This window comes from Pseudomonas sp. Y3 TE3536 (genome assembly GCF_053629175.1).
Map to the genome: position 1 here is coordinate 1458501 of NZ_JBRJHU010000001.1, position 16980 is coordinate 1475480.

Sequence of the window (16980 nt, forward strand, 5' to 3'; positions counted from 1 at the left end):
CCCGCGAAAGGGCCATTACAGGCATACAAAAAAGCCGGCAGTCACGCCGGCTTCGTTTCGATCAGTCCAGTGGCTGACCAGTCTTCTTCACCTGCTCCGGGAAGAACAACCGCTGCAATTCCAGCCCAGGCTGATCAGCGCGCATGAACGCCTCACCCACCAGGAACGAGTAAACCTCGTTGATTGCCATCAGCTCTACATCGGCCCGGTTGAGGATACCGCTCTCGGTAATCGCCAGGCGATCACGCGGAATACGCGGCAGCAGGTCAAGGGTGGTTTCCAGGCTGACCTCGAAGGTGTGCAGGTTGCGGTTGTTCACCCCCACCAGCGGCGTGTCGAGGGTTTTCAACGCGCGCTCCAGCTCATCGCCGTCATGCACTTCGACCAACACATCAAGGCCGACATCCTTGGCTGTGGCAGCCAGTTCGGCCATCTTCACGTCATCCAGCGCCGAGACGATCAGCAGCACGCAGTCAGCGCCCAGTGCACGGGCCTCGACGATCTGGTAGGGGTCGATCATGAAATCCTTGCGGATCACGGGCAGCGACACTGCCGCGCGCGCCTGCTGCAGGTACACATCCGCGCCTTGGAAGTAATCCACATCGGTCAACACCGACAGGCAGGTCGCCCCGCCCTTCTCGTAGCTGACAGCGATTTCCGCTGGCACGAAGTGCTCGCGGATCACGCCCTTGCTCGGCGACGCCTTCTTGATCTCGGCAATGACCGCCGGCTGCTTGCGCTTGGCCTGCTCGATCAGCGCATTGGCAAAGCCACGTGGCGCGTCGGCGGCCTTGGCCAGGCGCTCCAGCTCAGCCAGGCTGACCCGGGCACTGCGCTCGGCCACTTCCTCAACTTTGCGAGCGATGATCTTTTCCAGCACGGTCGGTACGCTCATGCTTCGTTCTCCAGCTTGAATACGGCGGTGAAGGCACCCAGCTCCTGCAGTTTTTCCCAGGCAAGGCCGGTGTGCAGCACGTCATGGGCAAGTTCCACCCCCTGTGCCAGGGTCATGGCATGATCCGCGGCGTACAGCGCGGCGCCCGCATTGAGCACGATCATTTCCGCGGCTTTCTGGCCGTTCTCGGTCTTGCGTCGGCCCAGGGCATCACGAATCAACTCGAAAGAGGCCTGTGGGCCTTCAACCGCCAGGCCATGCAGGCTCTGGCTCTTCATGCCGAGGTCTTCCGGCTCTACCCAATACTCGGTGATCTGGCCATTTTTCAGCTCGGCGACAAACGTCGGCGCCGCCAGGCTGAACTCGTCCAGGCCGTCCTTGGAATGCACCACCAGCACGTGCTTGCTGCCCAACCGCTGCAGCACTTCGGCCAGCGGGCGGCACAGGGCCTGGGTGAACACGCCGACCACCTGGTGCTTCACACCGGCCGGATTCGTAAGCGGGCCCAGCATGTTGAACAGGGTGCGCAGGCCCAACTCACGGCGCGGGCCAGCGGCGTACTTCATTGCCTTGTGATGGCTCTGGGCAAACATGAAGCCGATGCCCAGGCTGTCGATGCAGCGGGCGACCTGCACCGGGGTCAGGTTCAGGTAGATGCCAGCGGCTTCCAGCAAGTCGGCGCTACCGCTCTTGCCCGAGACCGCACGGTTACCGTGCTTGGCCACCGGGCAACCGGCCGCGGCGAGCACAAACGAGGAGGCGGTGGAGACGTTGAAGATGTTGGCGCCATCGCCACCAGTGCCGACGATATCGACCACCCCATCGAGGCTCTTCAGCTCGACCTTGTCGGCCAGCTCACGCATCACCGACACCGCGCCGACGATCTCGTCGATGCTCTCGCTTTTCATGCGCATGCCCATCAGGAAGGCGCCGATCTGCGCCTCACTGCATTGACCGGTCATGATCTGACGCATGACGTCGCTCATTTCTTCGGTGGACAGGTCCAGGTGACCGACGATGCGGCTCAGCGCGCTCTTGATATCCATGTTCGATCCTTAGCGGCGGCCGCCGGTCTGCTTGAGGAAGTTGGCGAACAGCTCGTGGCCCTGCTCGGTGAGGATGGACTCGGGGTGGAACTGCACCCCTTCGATATTCAGGGTCTTGTGGCGCAGCCCCATGATCTCGTCGACCGTACCGTCTGCATGGGCAGTCCAGGCAGTGACCTCCAGGCAATCGGGCAGGGTTTCACGCTTGACCACCAGGGAGTGGTAGCGAGTCACGGTCAGCGGGTTGTTGAGGCCGGCGAACACGCCCAGGTCGCGGTGCAGCACGGGGCTGGTCTTGCCGTGCATCACCTGGCGGGCACGCACGACGTCGCCGCCAAATGCCTGGCCGATGGACTGGTGGCCCAGGCAGACGCCCAGAATCGGCAGTTTGCCAGCAAAGTGCAGGATCGCCTCGATCGACACACCCGCCTCGCTCGGCGTGCAGGGGCCAGGGGAGACAACGATGCGCTCCGGGTTGAGGGCTTCGATTTCAGCGATGGTCATTTCGTCATTGCGAATGACCTTGACCTCGGCACCTAGCTCGCCGAGGTATTGGACGACGTTGTAAGTGAATGAGTCGTAGTTGTCGATCATCAGTAACATCGGGCTAAACCTCTTGAATCTACTGACTTCAGAATACGAACCTTCCTACACCGCCCGCAGCATGGCATTGCCACTAAGGGCATTCGGAAACGGATAAGAAGGCAAACAGAAACGGGCCGGGCTGGCCGGCAGGAGATAAAGTCAGGCGCGCCAACGCCAACGGGCGTGGGCCTTGATAACGCGCATCAAGAGTTTGCTGACGATCAACACAGGATAGGTCTCGCTCATACGTCCCGGCACAGTAGCCTACCGGGGCGATGGGCGCAATATGCCTGTAAACACGGGGAAACGAATGGACTTGGGAGACAAGCCCCGCGATTTGCTATGGTCGATCGGGTAGTCCTCATAAAAACAAAGAAAAGGATGTTCTCTGATGCGAAAAGCCCCCTTGTTGCGCTTTACCCTCGCCTCTTTGGCCCTGGCCTGCAGCCAGGCATTCGCTGCCCCTTCCCCTTATTCGACCTTGATCGTTTTTGGCGACAGCCTGAGTGATGCCGGCCAATTTCCTGACCTGACCGGCGGTACGGCAGGCCAGCGTTTCACCAACCGCGATGCCGACGGTAACTTCGCGCCGGTTTCGCCGATGATTCTTGGCGGTCGGCTGGGCATCGGGCAAGACCAACTCAACCCCTCCACGTCGGTCGGCATCCGACCTGATGGCAACAACTGGGCAGTGGGCGGCTACACGACACAGCAGATTCTCGATTCGATCACCGAGTCATCGAAAGTGATCGTCCCCCCCAATGGACCGGCGCCAGGCTTTGTCTTCCGTGAACGCCCCGGCTACCTGGCCAATGGCCTGCGCGCCGACCCCAACGCGCTCTATTACCTCACCGGTGGCGGTAACGACTTCCTCCAGGGCCTGGTGAACAGCCCCGCCGATGCCGCCGCTGCTGGAGGCCGGCTGGCTGCCAGCGCCCAAGCCCTGCAACAAGGCGGCGCCCGCTACATCATGGTCTGGTTGCTGCCCGACCTGGGCCAAACGCCGAACTTCAGCGGCACCCCGCAACAGAACCCGCTGTCGCTGCTGTCGGGCGTGTTCAACCAGTCACTGCTCAATCAACTCGGGCAGATCGACGCCGAGATCATCCCACTGAACATTCCGGTATTGCTGGGTGAGGCCTTGGCCAGCCCCACCCAATTCGGCTTGGCCAGCGGCCAGAACCTGGTCGGCACCTGCTACAGCGGTCAAGGCTGCGTCGAGAACCCGGTCTACGGCATCAACGGCGCCACTCCGGACCCAACCAAACTGCTGTTCAACGACTCGGTACACCCGACCATTGCCGGCCAGCAGTTGATAGCCGACTACGCCTACTCGATCATCTCCGCCCCCTGGGAACTGACCCTGTTGCCGGAAATGGCCCACGCCACCCTGCGCGCCCACCAGGACGAGCTGCGCAACCAGTGGCAAACGCCCTGGCAAGCCGTGGGGCAATGGCAGGCCTTCGTCGCCACCGGCGCGCAGGACCTGGACTTTGACGGCCAGCGCAGCGCGGCCAGCGGCGACGGCCGTGGCTACAACCTGACCCTGGGTGGCAGCTACCGTTTGAACGATGCCTGGCGCCTGGGCCTGGCGGGTGGCGTATACCGGCAGAAACTGGAGGCGGGTGAACAGGACTCGGACTACAAGCTCGACAGCTACCTGGCCACGGCGTTCGCCCAATACCGCCAGGACCGCTGGTGGGCCGATGCTGCACTGACGGCCGGGCACTTGGACTACAGCGACCTCAAACGCACCTTCGCCCTGGGCGTGAATGACCGCAGCGAAAAAGGCGATACCGATGGCGAGGCGTGGGCGGTGACGGGCCGGCTGGGTTACAACCTGGCCGCCGAGAGCAGCCCGTGGCAACTGGCGCCGTTCATCAGCGCCGACTATGCCCGGGTCAAGGTCGATGGTTATGACGAGAAGAGCGGGCGCTCGACAGCGCTGGGCTTCGATGACCAGGAACGGACCTCGCGGCGGCTGGGCATCGGGCTGTTAGGCAGTGTGCAGGTGGCAACGGGGACGCGGCTGTTTGCCGAGGTTGCCCAGGAGCACGAGTTCGAGGATGACCAACAGGACGTGACGATGCACCTGACGACATTGGCGGCGCACGACTTCACCCTGACCGGGTATACGCCGCACAGTGACCTGACCCGGGCCAGCTTGGGCTTGAGCCATGAGCTGATGGCGGGGGTGCATGTGCGAGGGAATTACAACTGGCGCAAGAGTGATGAGTTGACGCAGCAGGGGGTGAGCCTGGCGGTAAGCTTGGACTTCTGAGTGGTTTGGGCGCTGAGGAAGCGGGTTCACCCACTCCCTCATGCCGGCGAGGGGCTGCACAGCAGCCCCTAATTCCCAGCATTACTTGGCGGACGTCTGCTCAGCCAACGCCACCGCGCGGAACATCGCGCGGCGCTTGTTGATGGTTTCTTCCCACTCCAGCGCCGGCACGGAGTCGGCCACGATGCCGCCACCCGCCTGCACGTGCAGCTCGCCGTCCTTGATCACTGCGGTACGGATGGCAATCGCGGTGTCCATGTTGCCGTTCCAGGCAAAGTAGCCCACTGCACCGCCGTAAACGCCACGCTTGACCGGCTCCAGCTCGTCGATGATCTCCATGGCGCGGATTTTCGGTGCACCCGACAACGTGCCGGCTGGCAGAATCGCCCGCAATGCATCCATGGCGGTAAGGCCTTCACGCAGCTGACCGGTGACGTTGGACACGATGTGCATCACGTTGGAGTAACGCTCGATCACCATCTTCTCGGTCAGGCGCACGCTGCCGGTCGAGGACACACGGCCCACGTCGTTGCGGCCCAGGTCGATCAGCATCAGGTGCTCGGCAATCTCTTTCTCGTCCGACAGCAAGTCGTCTTCCAGCGCACGGTCGGCTTCTTCCGTCGCACCCCGTGGGCGCGTACCGGCGATCGGGCGCACGGTGACCAGGTTGTCCTCGACACGCACCAGCACTTCAGGCGAACTGCCGACCACATGGAAGTCGCCGAAATTGAAGAAGTACATGTATGGCGTCGGGTTGAAGCAGCGCAACGCACGGTACAGGTCGATGGGCGCAGACTTGAAATCGATCGACATGCGCTGGGACGGCACCACCTGCATGCAGTCACCGGCCAGGATGTACTCCTTGATGCGGCCAACCGCGTTCTCGTAATCCTCGCGGGTATAGCTGGAGCGGAATTCCGGCTCGGCAGCGAGCGGGCCGCTCAGGTCCAGGCCACGGCGCGGGGTAATCGGCTGGCGCAGGGTCTCCAGCAAACCGGCCAGGCGAGCCTTGCCCTGTTCGAAGGCCTGCTCTTCGGCCGGGTCGACCAGCACGATTGCATGCATCTTGCCCGCCAGGTTGTCGAACACCACCACGGCGTCAGACACCATCAGCAGGATATCCGGCACGCCCAGCGGGTCCGGGTTCGGGCTCGCGCCCAGACGCTTCTCCACATAGCGCACGCAGTCATAGCCAAAGTAGCCGACCAGCCCACCGTTGAAACGCGGCAGCCCGGGAATATCCGCGACCTTGTAGCGGTCCTTGAACGACTCGACGAAGGCCAGCGGGTCGTCGACGTCGTGGCGCTCTACCTCGACGCCATCCTGCAAGATACTGACGTGGTAGCCATGCACACGCATCACCGTGCGCGATGGCAGGCCGATCATCGAGTAACGCCCCCACTTCTCGCCGCCCTGTACGGACTCGAGCAAATAGGAGTTGGGCTGGTCGGCCAGTTTCAGGTAGATCGACAGCGGCGTGTCGAAGTCGGCCAGGGTTTCACAGGCCAGGGGGATGCGGTTGTAGCCGGCAGCGGCCAGGCGCAGGAATTCTTCGCGGGTCATGAGTAGCCTCGTGGCAAGCAGCAGTAAGGTCAGGCAAACGGACGGGCCGGCAGCGGCCGGCGAGCAGAAGTCAGGCGCGCCAACGCCAACGGGCCAGGGCCTTGATGACTTTCATCCAGAATTTGCCAGTAACCGCCACGGTGGACTCTCTGTCTTGTGAGGCTTGAAGGTCCGCCAACGTTATCCCAGTGGCCGGGTCTGCGCAACCGGGCAGCAATGCACGCAGGTCGTCGATCACCAGGCTCGGCGATTCGTCGTTGATCGGCCGGCCGTGGTTGTAGCCGTAGGTCAGGCCCACGCACTGCACACCGGCAGCCTTGGCGGCCAGCACATCGCTGCGCGAATCGCCGACGAACAGCGACTGTTGCGGCGTGACACCGGCCATCTGCATGACGAACAGCAGTGCCGCGGGGTCGGGTTTCTTTTGTGGCAGGGTGTCTCCGCCGATGATCCAGCGGAAGTAGCGACCGATCTTCATCTGGTCCAGCAGCGGGGCGACGAAGCGCTCGGGCTTGTTGGTGATCAGCGCCATCTCCACGCCTTGCTTGCGCAGCCAGCGCAGGGTGTCGCGTACGCCGGGGTAGACCACGGTCAGTTCATGGCTTTCGGCATAAGCCTCCATGAACAGCGCCAGCGCCTGTTCGGCCAGCGCATCGTCCACCGAGGCATGCTCGATGCCCCCGGCCAGCGCCCGGCGCACCAGCACCTGGGCACCGTTGCCAACCCAGTGGCGTACGGCGTCCAAGCCCGCTGGCGGGCGCCCAAGTTCGAGCAGCATGCGGTCCACGGCGGCGGCCAGGTCTGGCACGGAGTCGATCAGGGTACCGTCCAGATCGAACATCACCAGCCTTGGCAGCGTCCCTGGGAACAGCTGCTCGAAGCCGCTCATGGGCGGGCCTGGGCCAGTTCGGCGCGCATTTTGGCGATGACTTCCTGATAGTCCGGGGCATTGAAGATGGCCGAACCGGCGACGAAGGTGTCAGCGCCAGCAGCGGCGATTTCGCGGATATTGTTGACGTTGACGCCACCGTCGATTTCCAGACGGATATCACGGCCACTGGCGTCGATCAGCGCGCGCGCCTCACGCAGCTTGTCGAGGGTGCCCGGGATGAACTTCTGCCCGCCAAAGCCTGGGTTGACGCTCATCAGCAGCACCATGTCGACCTTGTCCATCACATACTTGAGCACATCCAGGCTGGTCGCCGGGTTGAACACCAGGCCGGCCTTGCAACCACCGTCGCGGATCAGCTGCAGCGAGCGGTCGATGTGCTGGCTGGCTTCCGGGTGGAAGGTGATGTAGGTGGCGCCAGCGTCGATGAAGTCGCCGATGATACGGTCGACCGGGCTGACCATCAGGTGCACATCGATCGGGGCGGTCACGCCGTACTTGCGCAGGGCGGTGCACACCATCGGGCCGATGGTCAGGTTGGGGACGTAGTGGTTGTCCATCACATCGAAGTGAACGATGTCGGCACCCGCGGCCAGCACCTTGTCGACGTCCTCGCCCAGGCGGGCGAAATCGGCGGAGAGAATGGAGGGGGCAATAGCGTAGGGCTGCATGGCGCACCTGTAGGTCAGAATCACGGTGGCGCGCATTGTAACTCAGGCGAACGGGTAGAGGCTGATTGGTATCAATCCGTGTCGACCGTTTCAACCTGTACCGGCCTCTTCGCGGGGGCAAGTCGGATCGCCGCGAAGAGGCCGGCACAGGCAACCTCAATCAAGCAGGCTGCTGGGTTCTCAGCTTCTCACTGCGCCCACGCAACCACTCCAGGGTCAGCAGCAGCACCACCGAAAACGCGATCAGCAACGTGGCCGCTGCCGCAATGGTCGGGCTCAGGTTCTCGCGGATACCGCTGAACATCTGCCGTGGCAAGGTCGCCTGCTCAGGCCCGGCGAGGAACAAGGTCACCACCACCTCGTCGAACGACGTCGCAAAGGCAAACAGCGCACCCGAGATCACCCCCGGGGCGATCAACGGCAGCGTTACCCGGCGGAACGCCACCAGCGGCGAAGCGCCCAGGCTGGCCGCCGCGCGCACCAGGTTGTAGTTGAAGCCCTGCAACGTCGCCGACACGGTGATGATGACGAACGGCACACCCAACACCGCATGCACCAGGATCAACGAGGTAAAGCTGTTGCCCATCCCCAATGGCGCGAAGAACAGGTAACTGGCCACACCGATGATCACCACCGGCACCACCATCGGCGAAATCACCAGCGCCATCACCAGCGACTTGCCCGGGAAGTCGCCGCGGGTCAGGCCAATCGCCGCCAACGTACCGAACACCATCGCCAGCACCGTGGCCGCCGGAGCGACGATGATGCTGTTCTTCAGTGCCCGCATCCACTCGGCAGAGCCGAAGAAGTCCTGGTACCACTGCAGCGAAAAGCCCTGCAACGGGTACACCAGAAAGCTGCCACTGTTGAACGACAGCGGCACGATCACCAGCACCGGCAAGATCAGAAACAGCAGGATCAAGCCGCAAAGAATGCGCAGGCTGTAGTACCAGACCCGCTCCACGGGTGACATGTAAGGGCTCAGCATGACAAGGCTCCTCAGCTCAGGCGCAGGCGGCTGGCGCCGACCAGCCAGCTATAGATCAGGTACAACAGCACGGTCGCCAACAGCAGCAGGCCGCCCAGCGCGGTCGCCATGCCCCAGTTGATGCTGGTGTTGGTGTAGAAGGCCACGAAGTAGCTGACCATCTGGTCGTTCGGGCTGCCCAGCAATGCCGGGGTGATGTAGTAGCCGATCGCCAGGATGAACACCAGCAGGCAGCCCGCGCCAACACCGGCGTAGGTCTGCGGGAAGTACACCCGCCAGAAGCTGGCGAACGGGTGGCAACCCAGCGAGATGGCCGCACGCATGTAGCTGGGCGAAATGCCCTTCATCACGCTGTACAGCGGCAAGATCATGAACGGCAGCAGGATATGGACCATCGAGATGTACACACCGGTGCGGTTGAACACCAGCTCCAGCGGTTCATCGATGATCCCCATGGCCATCAGCGCACTGTTGATCAACCCGCCCGACTGCAGCAGCACGATCCACGCCGCCACCCGCACCAGGATCGAGGTCCAGAACGGCAGTAGCACCAGAATCATCAGCAGGTTGCTCTGCCGGGCCGGCAGATTGGCCAGCAAGTACGCCAGCGGGTAGGCCAGCACCAGGCAGATGGCGGTGATCACCACCCCCATCCACAGGGTGCGGGCAAAGATATCCAGGTAAATGGCTTGGTCAGGCGTGGCCTTGGCCAGCTCGCCAAGGTCATCGATACGGTGGTCGAGCGACGCCAGCAGGTAGAACGAGGTGACCGAGCTGGTATTGCGGCGGATCGCCTGCCAGTAGGCGGGGTCGCCCCAACGCTCATCGAGGGTTTGCAGTGCTTCTTTATAAGAGGCAGGTTCAGCCTTGAACGGTAACGCTCGTGCGGTCTTGGTCAACAGGCTGCGGTAGCCCGCCAGTTCCATGTTCAGGCGCTTGGAGAGGTCGCCCAGGGTCTGGTTCTTGCGCGACTCGGCCAGGTCCTGGCTCAGTGCCTTGTATACCGCCTCACCGGGCAAGCTCTTGCCATCCCACTGCGACACCGCTTCGACGGTACGCGGCAGGCCGGCGACCACCTCCGGGTTGCCGACGCTCTTGTACAACAGCGCGGCGATCGGCACCAGAAACACCAGCAGAAGGAACAGCGCCAGCGGCGCGATCAACGCCTGCGCCTTCCAGCGGTTGACCCGCTCGGCGTGCTTGAGGCGCTGCTTGAGACTTGGACCTGCGCCTTCGTTGAGGGGCACTGCAATGGCCATGGCGAACTCCGTAAAAACCGGCTGAAATCAGGGCTGCTGCGCAGCCATCGCCGGCAAGCCAGCTCCCACAGACACAGCGTTGGGCTCAGGCGCTACACCTGGCCTGTGGGAGCCGGCTTGCCGGCGATGAGCCGCGTAGCGGCTCCTTGTCGTTTACTTCTTCGCCGCCCAGGCGTTGAAGCGTTGCTCCAGCTGCTCGCTGTTGTCAGCCCAGAAGCCCACGTCGATCTGCACCTGGTTGGCAATGTTCTCAGGCGTGGTCGGCATGTCTTTCTTCACCTCGTCCGACAGCAGGCTCACGGCCTTGGAGTTGGCCGGGCCGTAGGCGATGTTCTCGGAGTAGGTTTTCTGCTGCTCGGGCTGAACGCTGTAGGCGATGAACTTCTTCGCCTCTTCGACGTTCTTGGCGCCTTTTGGAATTGCCCAGGCATCGAAGTCGTAGATGCCGCCGTTCCACACCACCTTGAGGTTGCTCTCTTTCTGCACGGCGGCGATCCGGCCGTTATAGGCCGAGCTCATGACCACGTCACCCGAGGCCAGGAACTGCGGCGGTTGGGCGCCGGCTTCCCACCACTGAATGCTGGGTTTGAGTTCGTCGAGCTTCTTGAAGGCGCGGTCTTGGCCTTCCTTGGTAGCCAGCACGGTGTAGACGTCCTTGGGCGCAACGCCATCGGCCATCAGGGCGAATTCCATCGTGTACTTGGCGCCTTTGCGCAGGCCACGCTTACCCGGGAATTTCTTGGTGTCCCAGAAATCGGCCCAGCTGGTAGGTGCCGTCTTGAGCTTGTCAGCGTTGTAGGCCATGACCGTGGACCAGACGAAGAAGCCCACGCCACAAGGCTGGATGGCGCCAGGCACATAGTCGGCTGCATCGCCGAACAGCGCAGGGTCGAGTTCTTCGAACATGCCCTCGTCGCACCCGCGAGACAGCTCTGGCGACTCGACTTCCACCAGGTTCCAGGACACGCTCTTGGTGTCGACCATGGCCTTGACCTTGGCCATTTCACCGTTGTACTCACCGGCGACGATCTTGCCGTTACCCGCCTTTTCCCAAGGCTCGTAGAACGCCTTGACCTGGGCGGCCTTGTTGGCGCCACCGAAAGAGATCACCGTCAGGTCGGCCGCCATGGCCTGGCCAGCGGCGAACAGCCCCAGGGCCAGGGCGGTCAGTTTCAACTGCTTGCGCATTATTATTCTCTCCACAGTACAGGGTTGGTGAAGCAATCCATCAATGGGCTTCGGCAATCGGATCGAGCGCGCGGGCGTGCTCCACCTCCCAGCCCAGCGGTACCACATCGCCCACGGCCAGCGCCGGGTCGAGCTCGGCGATCGGCTGCTTCACGAAGAAGTCGGCCTTGCCACAGACTTCCAGGCGCACCCGTACGTGGTCGCCCAGGTAAATGAACTCGGCCACACGGCCAGAGAAGCGGTTGACGCAATTTTCGCTGTGGCCATTGAGGCGCACCCGTTCCGGGCGAATCGACAACGTCACCGGCTCGCCGGCCTGGCCGACATTCACCGCCAGCGCCTCGACCCGCTCGCCCCGCGCCAGCTGCACCTGGCAGCGATGGCCATCACTGGCCAGCAGGGTGCCGTTGATGCGGTTGTTCTCACCGATGAAGTTGGCGACGAAGGTGTTGCACGGCTTTTCATAGAGGGTGCGTGGGTCGGCGATCTGCTGGATTTCGCCCTGGTGGAACACCGCCACCCGGTCAGACATGGTCAGCGCCTCGCCCTGGTCGTGGGTCACATAGACCACAGTCACCCCCAGGCGCTGATGGATATGCTTGATCTCCATCTGCATGTGTTCACGCAGCTGCTTGTCGAGTGCGCCCAGGGGTTCGTCCATCAGCACCAGCTGTGGCTCGAACACCAGGGCCCGCGCCAGGGCCACCCGCTGCTGCTGGCCACCGGACAGCTGGCCGGGGTAGCGCTTGGCAAAGGCATTGAGCTGCACCATGTTGAGCACACGCTTGACCCGCTCGCTGATGTCGGTCTTGCTCAGGTTGCGCACGGTCAGCGGGAAGGCCAGGTTCTCGGCCACGGTCATGTGCGGGAACAGCGCGTAGTTCTGGAACACCATGCCGATGTCGCGCTTGTGCGGCGGCACGTTGTTGATCGAGCGCCCGGCCAGCTGGATCTCGCCGGCGGTGGGGGTTTCGAAACCGGCCAGCATCATCAGGCTGGTGGTCTTGCCCGAGCCGGACGGGCCGAGCAAGGTGAGGAACTCGCCCTTGCGGATGTCCAGGTTGAGGTCTTTGACGATCAGCGACTCGCCGTCGTAGCTCTTCTGCACACCACGGAAGCTGACCAGCGTTTCGCTGGTTGCAGCGTTCGAATTCGCCTCGCTCATGCCTGCACCTTCTTGTTGGATGACTGCGTAGGCAAAGACTAGACAAGACGCAAACGCCCGAAAATCGGGGGTACTGAGAGAATGCCATCATCCAGATGGAAGATTCATTGTAGGGATCGCCCTACAAGAATGGCGGGATTGGAATAGACCCCAGGCACACCACTTCACCTTGTGGGAGCGGGCTTGCCCCGCGAATGCGCCACCCCAGGCAATGAGGTTGAGCTTGCCGGCCCTTTCGCGGGGCAAGCCCGCTCCCACAGTACTCGCTCATTGCCAACCGTCAGGCCATGTCGCAACCAGAACACTCAGACCAGCTTGTGCTCCATGGCGTACTTCACCAGTTCCGCCAGCGAGTTCACCTTGAGCTTCTGCATCAACCGCGCCTTGTGGGTACTGATGGTCTTGCTCGACAGCGCCAGTTGCTGGGCAATGTCGTTGACGTTGGCGCCCTGGGCCAGGCGCTCGAACACCGAAAATTCCCGCTCCGAGAGCAGGGTGTGCAACGGCCGGGACTCGGTCAGGCCCACCTCGAAGACCATGCGGTCGGCCAGCGCTGGGTCGATGTAGCGCCCACCCCCGGCAACCCGCCGAATAGCGGTCAGCAACAAGGCAGGGTCACTGTCCTTGGTGGCATAACCTGCGGCACCGGCCTTGAGCGCCCGCGCCGCCATCTGCGCCTCATCATGCATCGACAGCATCAGGATCGCCGGAGGGTCGTTCAGGGCGCGGATTCTGGGGATGGCCTCAAGGCCGCTGACGCCGGGCATCGAGATATCCAGCAACACCACTTCACACGGCATATGGCGCAAGGCTTCGAGCAACTGCTCGCCATTGCCGGCCTCGCCCACCACTTGCATGTCCTTGGCCAGGCCAATCAATTGCTTGATGCCTTCACGGACAATGGTGTGGTCTTCCGCCACCAGCACTCGAATCACGATCGGTCTCCTACTCCAACGGAATGGCCACGCTCAGGCTGGTGCCCTCGCCCGGTTCACTGTCCAGCGTCATGCTGCCACCTAGCATCAGCACGCGCTCGCGCACGCCCACCAGGCCGAACGAGGTGGGCCGGGTCTGATCGCGGCAAAAACCCGTGCCGTCGTCGCTGACGGTCATGCGCAATTGCCCCGCTTCACGCACCAGCTCGATCTCTACGCTGTGCGCCTGGGCATGGCGCATGACGTTGGTCAGCGCCTCCTGAAGGATACGAAACAGCCCGGTCGCCTTGGCATCACTCAATGCTGGCAGATTATCCGGTACCTGCACCAGGCAGGGAATCTGTGTACGCGCCTCGAAACGCCGTGCTTGCCACTCGATGGCCGAGGCGATACCAGCGTCGAGAATGGGCGGGCGCAATGCCGTGGCCACATCGCGCACCAGCTGGAACAGCTGCGCGATCAGGCGCTTCATGCTCGACAAACGCTCGTTAAGCCCCGGGTCCAGCTCGGCAAAGGCCAGCTCACACATCGAGACTTCGAGCTTGAGCACGGTCAGCATCTGCCCCAGCTCATCGTGCACTTCGCGGGCGATGCGGGCCTTTTCTTCTTCGCGCACGCTCTCCAGGTGCGCCGACAGTTCGCGCAGTTGCTCTTGGGAGCGCGCCAACGCCAGTTCTGCCCGCTTGCCCTGGGTGATGTCCCAGACAATACCGTCCCACACCACCCGGCCATCGGCCAGGCGCCGGGTACTGGCCTTGATGTCGGCCCAACGCTGTTCCCCCTGGCGCGTGAGGATGCGCCCTTGCCAGGACCAGTCCTGGTTGCTGGCCAGGGCCAGGTCCTGCACCCGGTGATAGTCGCTGCGGTCTTCGGGGTGCACCAGGTTGCGCAGGCCCATGTGGGGGTGCTGGATTTCGGCAGGTGCGTAGCCGACCAAGGCCTCGCTGCCTTCGCTAATGTAGGGGAACTCCAGGTCGCCTTCGGCCGGGTCACGTTCCAGCCGGAACACCAGCCCCGGCACGTTGCCGGCGATGCCTTTAAGGCGCGCTTCACTTTCGCGCAGCGCTGCCAGTGCGCGGTGGCGCTCGGTGACATCGGCGATGTACACCACCAGGTACTCGGCATCACGAAAACGCAGGAAGCTTAACGAAAGCTCCACCGGCAACACGCTGAGGTCGGCGCGCTGGCAGTGAGTCTCGAATTGCCCCACACCCCCTTCGCCCGCCCGCGCGCCGCGCCACAGCTCCAGCCAACGGTCCATGTTCAAGTTTGGCTCGAAGTCGCTCAGCGGGCGTTCCAGCAACGCGCCCTCACCATAGCCCAGCATGCGCTCTGCGGCATGGTTGGCATAACGGACATGGCTGTCCCAATTGACCCACAAAATGCCCACGGTGCTCTGGTCGATGGCGAACTGGCTCAGCCGCAGCGCCTCTTCACGCACTTGGCGCTCAGCCAGGTTCTCACGGGTGGCCAGCAGGCTACGTTCCAGTTGGCGCTGCTGGCGGCGCTGCCAGATCAACGTGGCCAGCGCACACAGCAACAACATGCCAAACAGCATGGCGAGGTTTTGCCAGAAGCCTGCCGACTCGCTCAAGCGTGGGTACTTGGGTTGCAACCAGCGTTGGTGAAGTTGCTCCAAGGCCTTGGCCGGCATGGCCTGCAGACCCCGTTCGAGCACGTCGGCCAGCAACGGCCAGTCGCGCCGCGAACCCACCCGCAGCAGCTGCGGCAGGCCAATATCGCCAACCACCGCCAGCTCGCCGAACTCGCTTTCACGCGACAGGCGGCTGAGCTGGGCTTCATCGAGCACCGCGTAGCTGGCCTGGCCACCCACGACCAACTGCAAGGCTTCGCGCTCGTTGGGCACGCCCTGCAGGTTGAGCGTGCCGTAGTTGCTGCGCAGGTAGTCCGCCAATGGGCTGGGCATGCGCACCGCGACGCGCTGATCGGGTTCGAGTTTTTCCAGCTCGACGGCCATGGCGCCTGTGCGTGGGCCGACCACCAACTGTGGCACGCGCATGTACGGGTCGCTGAACAGCCACAGGCGCAGGCTTGCCGGGGTTTGTGTCAGGCCGGGGGCGAAATCGATTTCACCGGCCTGCAACGCGTGCTCGAGGCTGGCCTGGTCGGCAAAGTTGCGCCAGGTGAGGTCCAGCCTCAGTGCCTGCGCCAACGCGTTCACCAACTCGACGTTGGCCCCGTACAGTTGCTGCAAGCGCCGGTCGAACTGCGCATAAGGCGCTTGCAGCACCAGGCCGACGCGCAGGCTGCGGTGGGTGTCCAACCACTGCTGTTGCGCGGGCTCAAGGGCAACGCTCGGCACGGCTTCAGGCCTTGCCAAGGCGATCAAGGGTAGCCACAAGCAGCCGATAACCAACAGGCGACGCATTCGCTTCATCTACACGCTCGTCTTGGCAAGGGCGGCCCTAACATGGCCGTCGCGGGCAAATACTATTAGGCTGCCGGTATCATTCTGGCCTTGGGTTGACGCATGTCCACACTTTATCGCACGACGCTGGCAATGTGCTGCCTAGCCTCGATCCTTCCGCTCGGCGCCATGGCCGCCGACGCTGAAAAACCACCGACCACCGCCGAGGCCCCACCGGCCGAAGCCACCCGCCCGCCCCTGCTGGAACGCAGCCAGGAAGACGCCCTGGCCCTGGAACGCCTGGTACCCAAGGCCGAGCAGCAAACCCTGCAGGCAGGTGCCGAAAGCTTCCTGGCACTGTGGAAGCCGGCCAACAGCAACGACCCCAAAGGTGCGGTGATCCTCGTGCCCGGTGCCGGTGAAACGGCCGACTGGCCGAACGCCGTCGGCCCGTTGCGGCGCAAGTTCCCCGATGTGGGCTGGCACAGCCTCAGCGTCAGCCTGCCCGACCTGCTTACCGACAGCCCGCAGGCGCGTGTCGAAGCCAAGCCCGCAGCGGCCCCTGCCAAGGACGAGGGCGAAACAGCGCCCGTCAAAGACACACCGACCGATGCCAACGCCAACGTCGCCCAGGCGACTGCCGCCGACCCCGACACAGCAGAAAGCACCGATGCCGCACAGGCCAGCGAGCAGAATGACCCGGCCGACGCCGAACGTATTTTCGCCCGCCTCGACGCGGCGGTGGCTTACGCGCAACAGCATGACTCACGCAGCATCGTGCTGATCGGCCATGGCAGTGGCGCGTACTGGGCAGCCCGCTACCTGAGCGAGAAACAACCCGCGCAGGTGCAAAAGCTGGTGATGATCGCCGCGCAGACGCCGGCCCGGGTGGAACATGACCTGGAAAGCCTCGCGCCGACCCCCAAGGTGCCGACCGCCGACGTGTATTACGCCACCCGCACGGGCGATCGCCGTGCAGCGGAACTGCGCTTGCAGGCCAGCAAACGGCAGAAGGACAGCCAGTACCGCCAGTTGTCGCTGATTGCAATGCCCGGTAACAAGGCCGCTGAACAGGAGCAATTGTTCCGCCGGGTGCGCGGGTGGATGAACCCGCAAGAGTGAGCTGAAATCGATGGGGTGCTTTGCA

Annotated in this window: 14 protein-coding genes; 2 read left to right on the plus strand and 12 right to left on the minus strand. The window is 63.3% G+C overall.

Annotated features, from left to right (window positions below; all coding sequences use genetic code 11):
- Positions 1-61 precede the first annotated feature (61 nt).
- Genes trpC through AB7M33_RS06735 form a run of 3 tightly spaced genes read right to left on the minus strand, consistent with a single transcriptional unit; the run spans position 62 to position 2544 of the window.
- Positions 62-895, minus strand: coding sequence for an indole-3-glycerol phosphate synthase TrpC (gene trpC, locus AB7M33_RS06725; RefSeq protein ID WP_265968369.1), 834 nt, complete (start codon positions 893-895; stop codon positions 62-64).
- Positions 892-1941: an anthranilate phosphoribosyltransferase gene (gene trpD / locus AB7M33_RS06730; RefSeq protein WP_027594405.1), complete on the minus strand. Its 1050-nt coding sequence runs from the start codon at positions 1939-1941 to the stop codon at positions 892-894. The genes trpC and trpD overlap by 4 nt, the downstream gene beginning before the upstream one ends.
- Positions 1942-1950: 9 nt before the next feature.
- Positions 1951-2544 (minus strand): aminodeoxychorismate/anthranilate synthase component II, encoded by a 594-nt coding sequence (locus tag AB7M33_RS06735; protein ID WP_027594404.1) that lies wholly within the window; start codon positions 2542-2544, stop codon positions 1951-1953.
- 373 nt (positions 2545-2917) lie between these two features.
- On the opposite strand from AB7M33_RS06735, the gene estP reads away from it, so the two are divergent.
- Positions 2918-4807: an esterase EstP gene (gene estP / locus AB7M33_RS06740; protein ID WP_454242608.1), complete on the plus strand. Its 1890-nt coding sequence runs from the start codon at positions 2918-2920 to the stop codon at positions 4805-4807.
- An 81-nt stretch (positions 4808-4888) separates the two neighbouring features.
- Here estP and trpE read toward each other — a convergent pair whose 3' ends face one another.
- The 9 genes from trpE to AB7M33_RS06785 form a co-directional block, all read right to left on the minus strand.
- A complete protein-coding gene (trpE, locus tag AB7M33_RS06745; protein WP_027594402.1) occupies positions 4889-6370 on the minus strand; it encodes an anthranilate synthase component I in 1482 nt (493 codons plus the stop codon).
- Positions 6371-6440: 70 nt separating this feature from the next.
- Positions 6441-7259 (minus strand): phosphoglycolate phosphatase, encoded by an 819-nt coding sequence (locus tag AB7M33_RS06750; RefSeq protein ID WP_027594401.1) that lies wholly within the window; start codon positions 7257-7259, stop codon positions 6441-6443.
- A complete protein-coding gene (gene rpe, locus AB7M33_RS06755; protein WP_099430855.1) occupies positions 7256-7930 on the minus strand; it encodes a ribulose-phosphate 3-epimerase in 675 nt (224 codons plus the stop codon). Before rpe ends, AB7M33_RS06750 begins: the two co-directional genes overlap by 4 nt.
- 160 nt (positions 7931-8090) lie before the next feature.
- On the minus strand, positions 8091-8918 hold the full coding sequence (locus AB7M33_RS06760; protein WP_099428183.1) for an ABC transporter permease: 828 nt from the start codon (positions 8916-8918) through the stop codon (positions 8091-8093).
- Positions 8919-8929: 11 nt separating this feature from the next.
- The gene (locus tag AB7M33_RS06765; RefSeq protein ID WP_027594398.1) at positions 8930-10177 is read right to left on the minus strand and encodes an ABC transporter permease; all 1248 of its coding nucleotides are present in this window, start codon (positions 10175-10177) and stop codon (positions 8930-8932) included.
- 153 nt (positions 10178-10330) lie between these two features.
- Positions 10331-11365, minus strand: a complete 1035-nt coding sequence (locus AB7M33_RS06770) for an ABC transporter substrate-binding protein (RefSeq protein ID WP_274887212.1) — start codon at positions 11363-11365, stop codon at positions 10331-10333.
- Between the two features lie 40 nt (positions 11366-11405).
- Positions 11406-12530 carry an ABC transporter ATP-binding protein gene (locus tag AB7M33_RS06775; protein WP_027594396.1) on the minus strand — a complete coding sequence of 375 codons (1125 nt, stop codon included), beginning with the start codon at positions 12528-12530 and terminating at the stop codon, positions 11406-11408.
- Positions 12531-12835: 305 nt separating this feature from the next.
- On the minus strand, positions 12836-13468 hold the full coding sequence (locus AB7M33_RS06780) for a response regulator (protein WP_172960400.1): 633 nt from the start codon (positions 13466-13468) through the stop codon (positions 12836-12838).
- Between the two features lie 7 nt (positions 13469-13475).
- Entirely contained in the window at positions 13476-15863 is a 2388-nt protein-coding gene (locus tag AB7M33_RS06785) for a PAS domain-containing sensor histidine kinase (protein WP_085274076.1), read from the minus strand.
- 93 nt (positions 15864-15956) lie between these two features.
- Here AB7M33_RS06785 and AB7M33_RS06790 point away from each other — a divergent pair, with 93 nt between their 5' ends.
- On the plus strand, positions 15957-16955 hold the full coding sequence (locus tag AB7M33_RS06790; RefSeq protein WP_454242609.1) for an alpha/beta hydrolase family protein: 999 nt from the start codon (positions 15957-15959) through the stop codon (positions 16953-16955).
- Positions 16956-16980 lie beyond the last annotated feature (25 nt).

Bases quoted from the DNA above. Each gene is read 5' to 3' on its own strand.
- AB7M33_RS06790 (WP_454242609.1), top strand. From the start codon at position 15,957: ATGTCCACACTTTATCGCACGACGCTGGCAATGTGCTGCCTAGCCTCG.
- AB7M33_RS06735 (WP_027594404.1), bottom strand. From the start codon at position 2,544: ATGTTACTGATGATCGACAACTACGACTCATTCACTTACAACGTCGTC.
- AB7M33_RS06765 (WP_027594398.1), bottom strand. From the start codon at position 10,177: ATGGCCATTGCAGTGCCCCTCAACGAAGGCGCAGGTCCAAGTCTCAAG.
- rpe (WP_099430855.1), bottom strand. From the start codon at position 7,930: ATGCAGCCCTACGCTATTGCCCCCTCCATTCTCTCCGCCGATTTCGCC.
- trpE (WP_027594402.1), bottom strand. From the start codon at position 6,370: ATGACCCGCGAAGAATTCCTGCGCCTGGCCGCTGCCGGCTACAACCGC.
- AB7M33_RS06760 (WP_099428183.1), bottom strand. From the start codon at position 8,918: ATGCTGAGCCCTTACATGTCACCCGTGGAGCGGGTCTGGTACTACAGC.
- trpD (WP_027594405.1), bottom strand. From the start codon at position 1,941: ATGGATATCAAGAGCGCGCTGAGCCGCATCGTCGGTCACCTGGACCTG.
- AB7M33_RS06785 (WP_085274076.1), bottom strand. From the start codon at position 15,863: ATGAAGCGAATGCGTCGCCTGTTGGTTATCGGCTGCTTGTGGCTACCC.
- trpC (WP_265968369.1), bottom strand. From the start codon at position 895: ATGAGCGTACCGACCGTGCTGGAAAAGATCATCGCTCGCAAAGTTGAG.
- estP (WP_454242608.1), top strand. From the start codon at position 2,918: ATGCGAAAAGCCCCCTTGTTGCGCTTTACCCTCGCCTCTTTGGCCCTG.
- AB7M33_RS06750 (WP_027594401.1), bottom strand. From the start codon at position 7,259: ATGAGCGGCTTCGAGCAGCTGTTCCCAGGGACGCTGCCAAGGCTGGTG.
- AB7M33_RS06775 (WP_027594396.1), bottom strand. From the start codon at position 12,530: ATGAGCGAGGCGAATTCGAACGCTGCAACCAGCGAAACGCTGGTCAGC.
- AB7M33_RS06770 (WP_274887212.1), bottom strand. From the start codon at position 11,365: ATGCGCAAGCAGTTGAAACTGACCGCCCTGGCCCTGGGGCTGTTCGCC.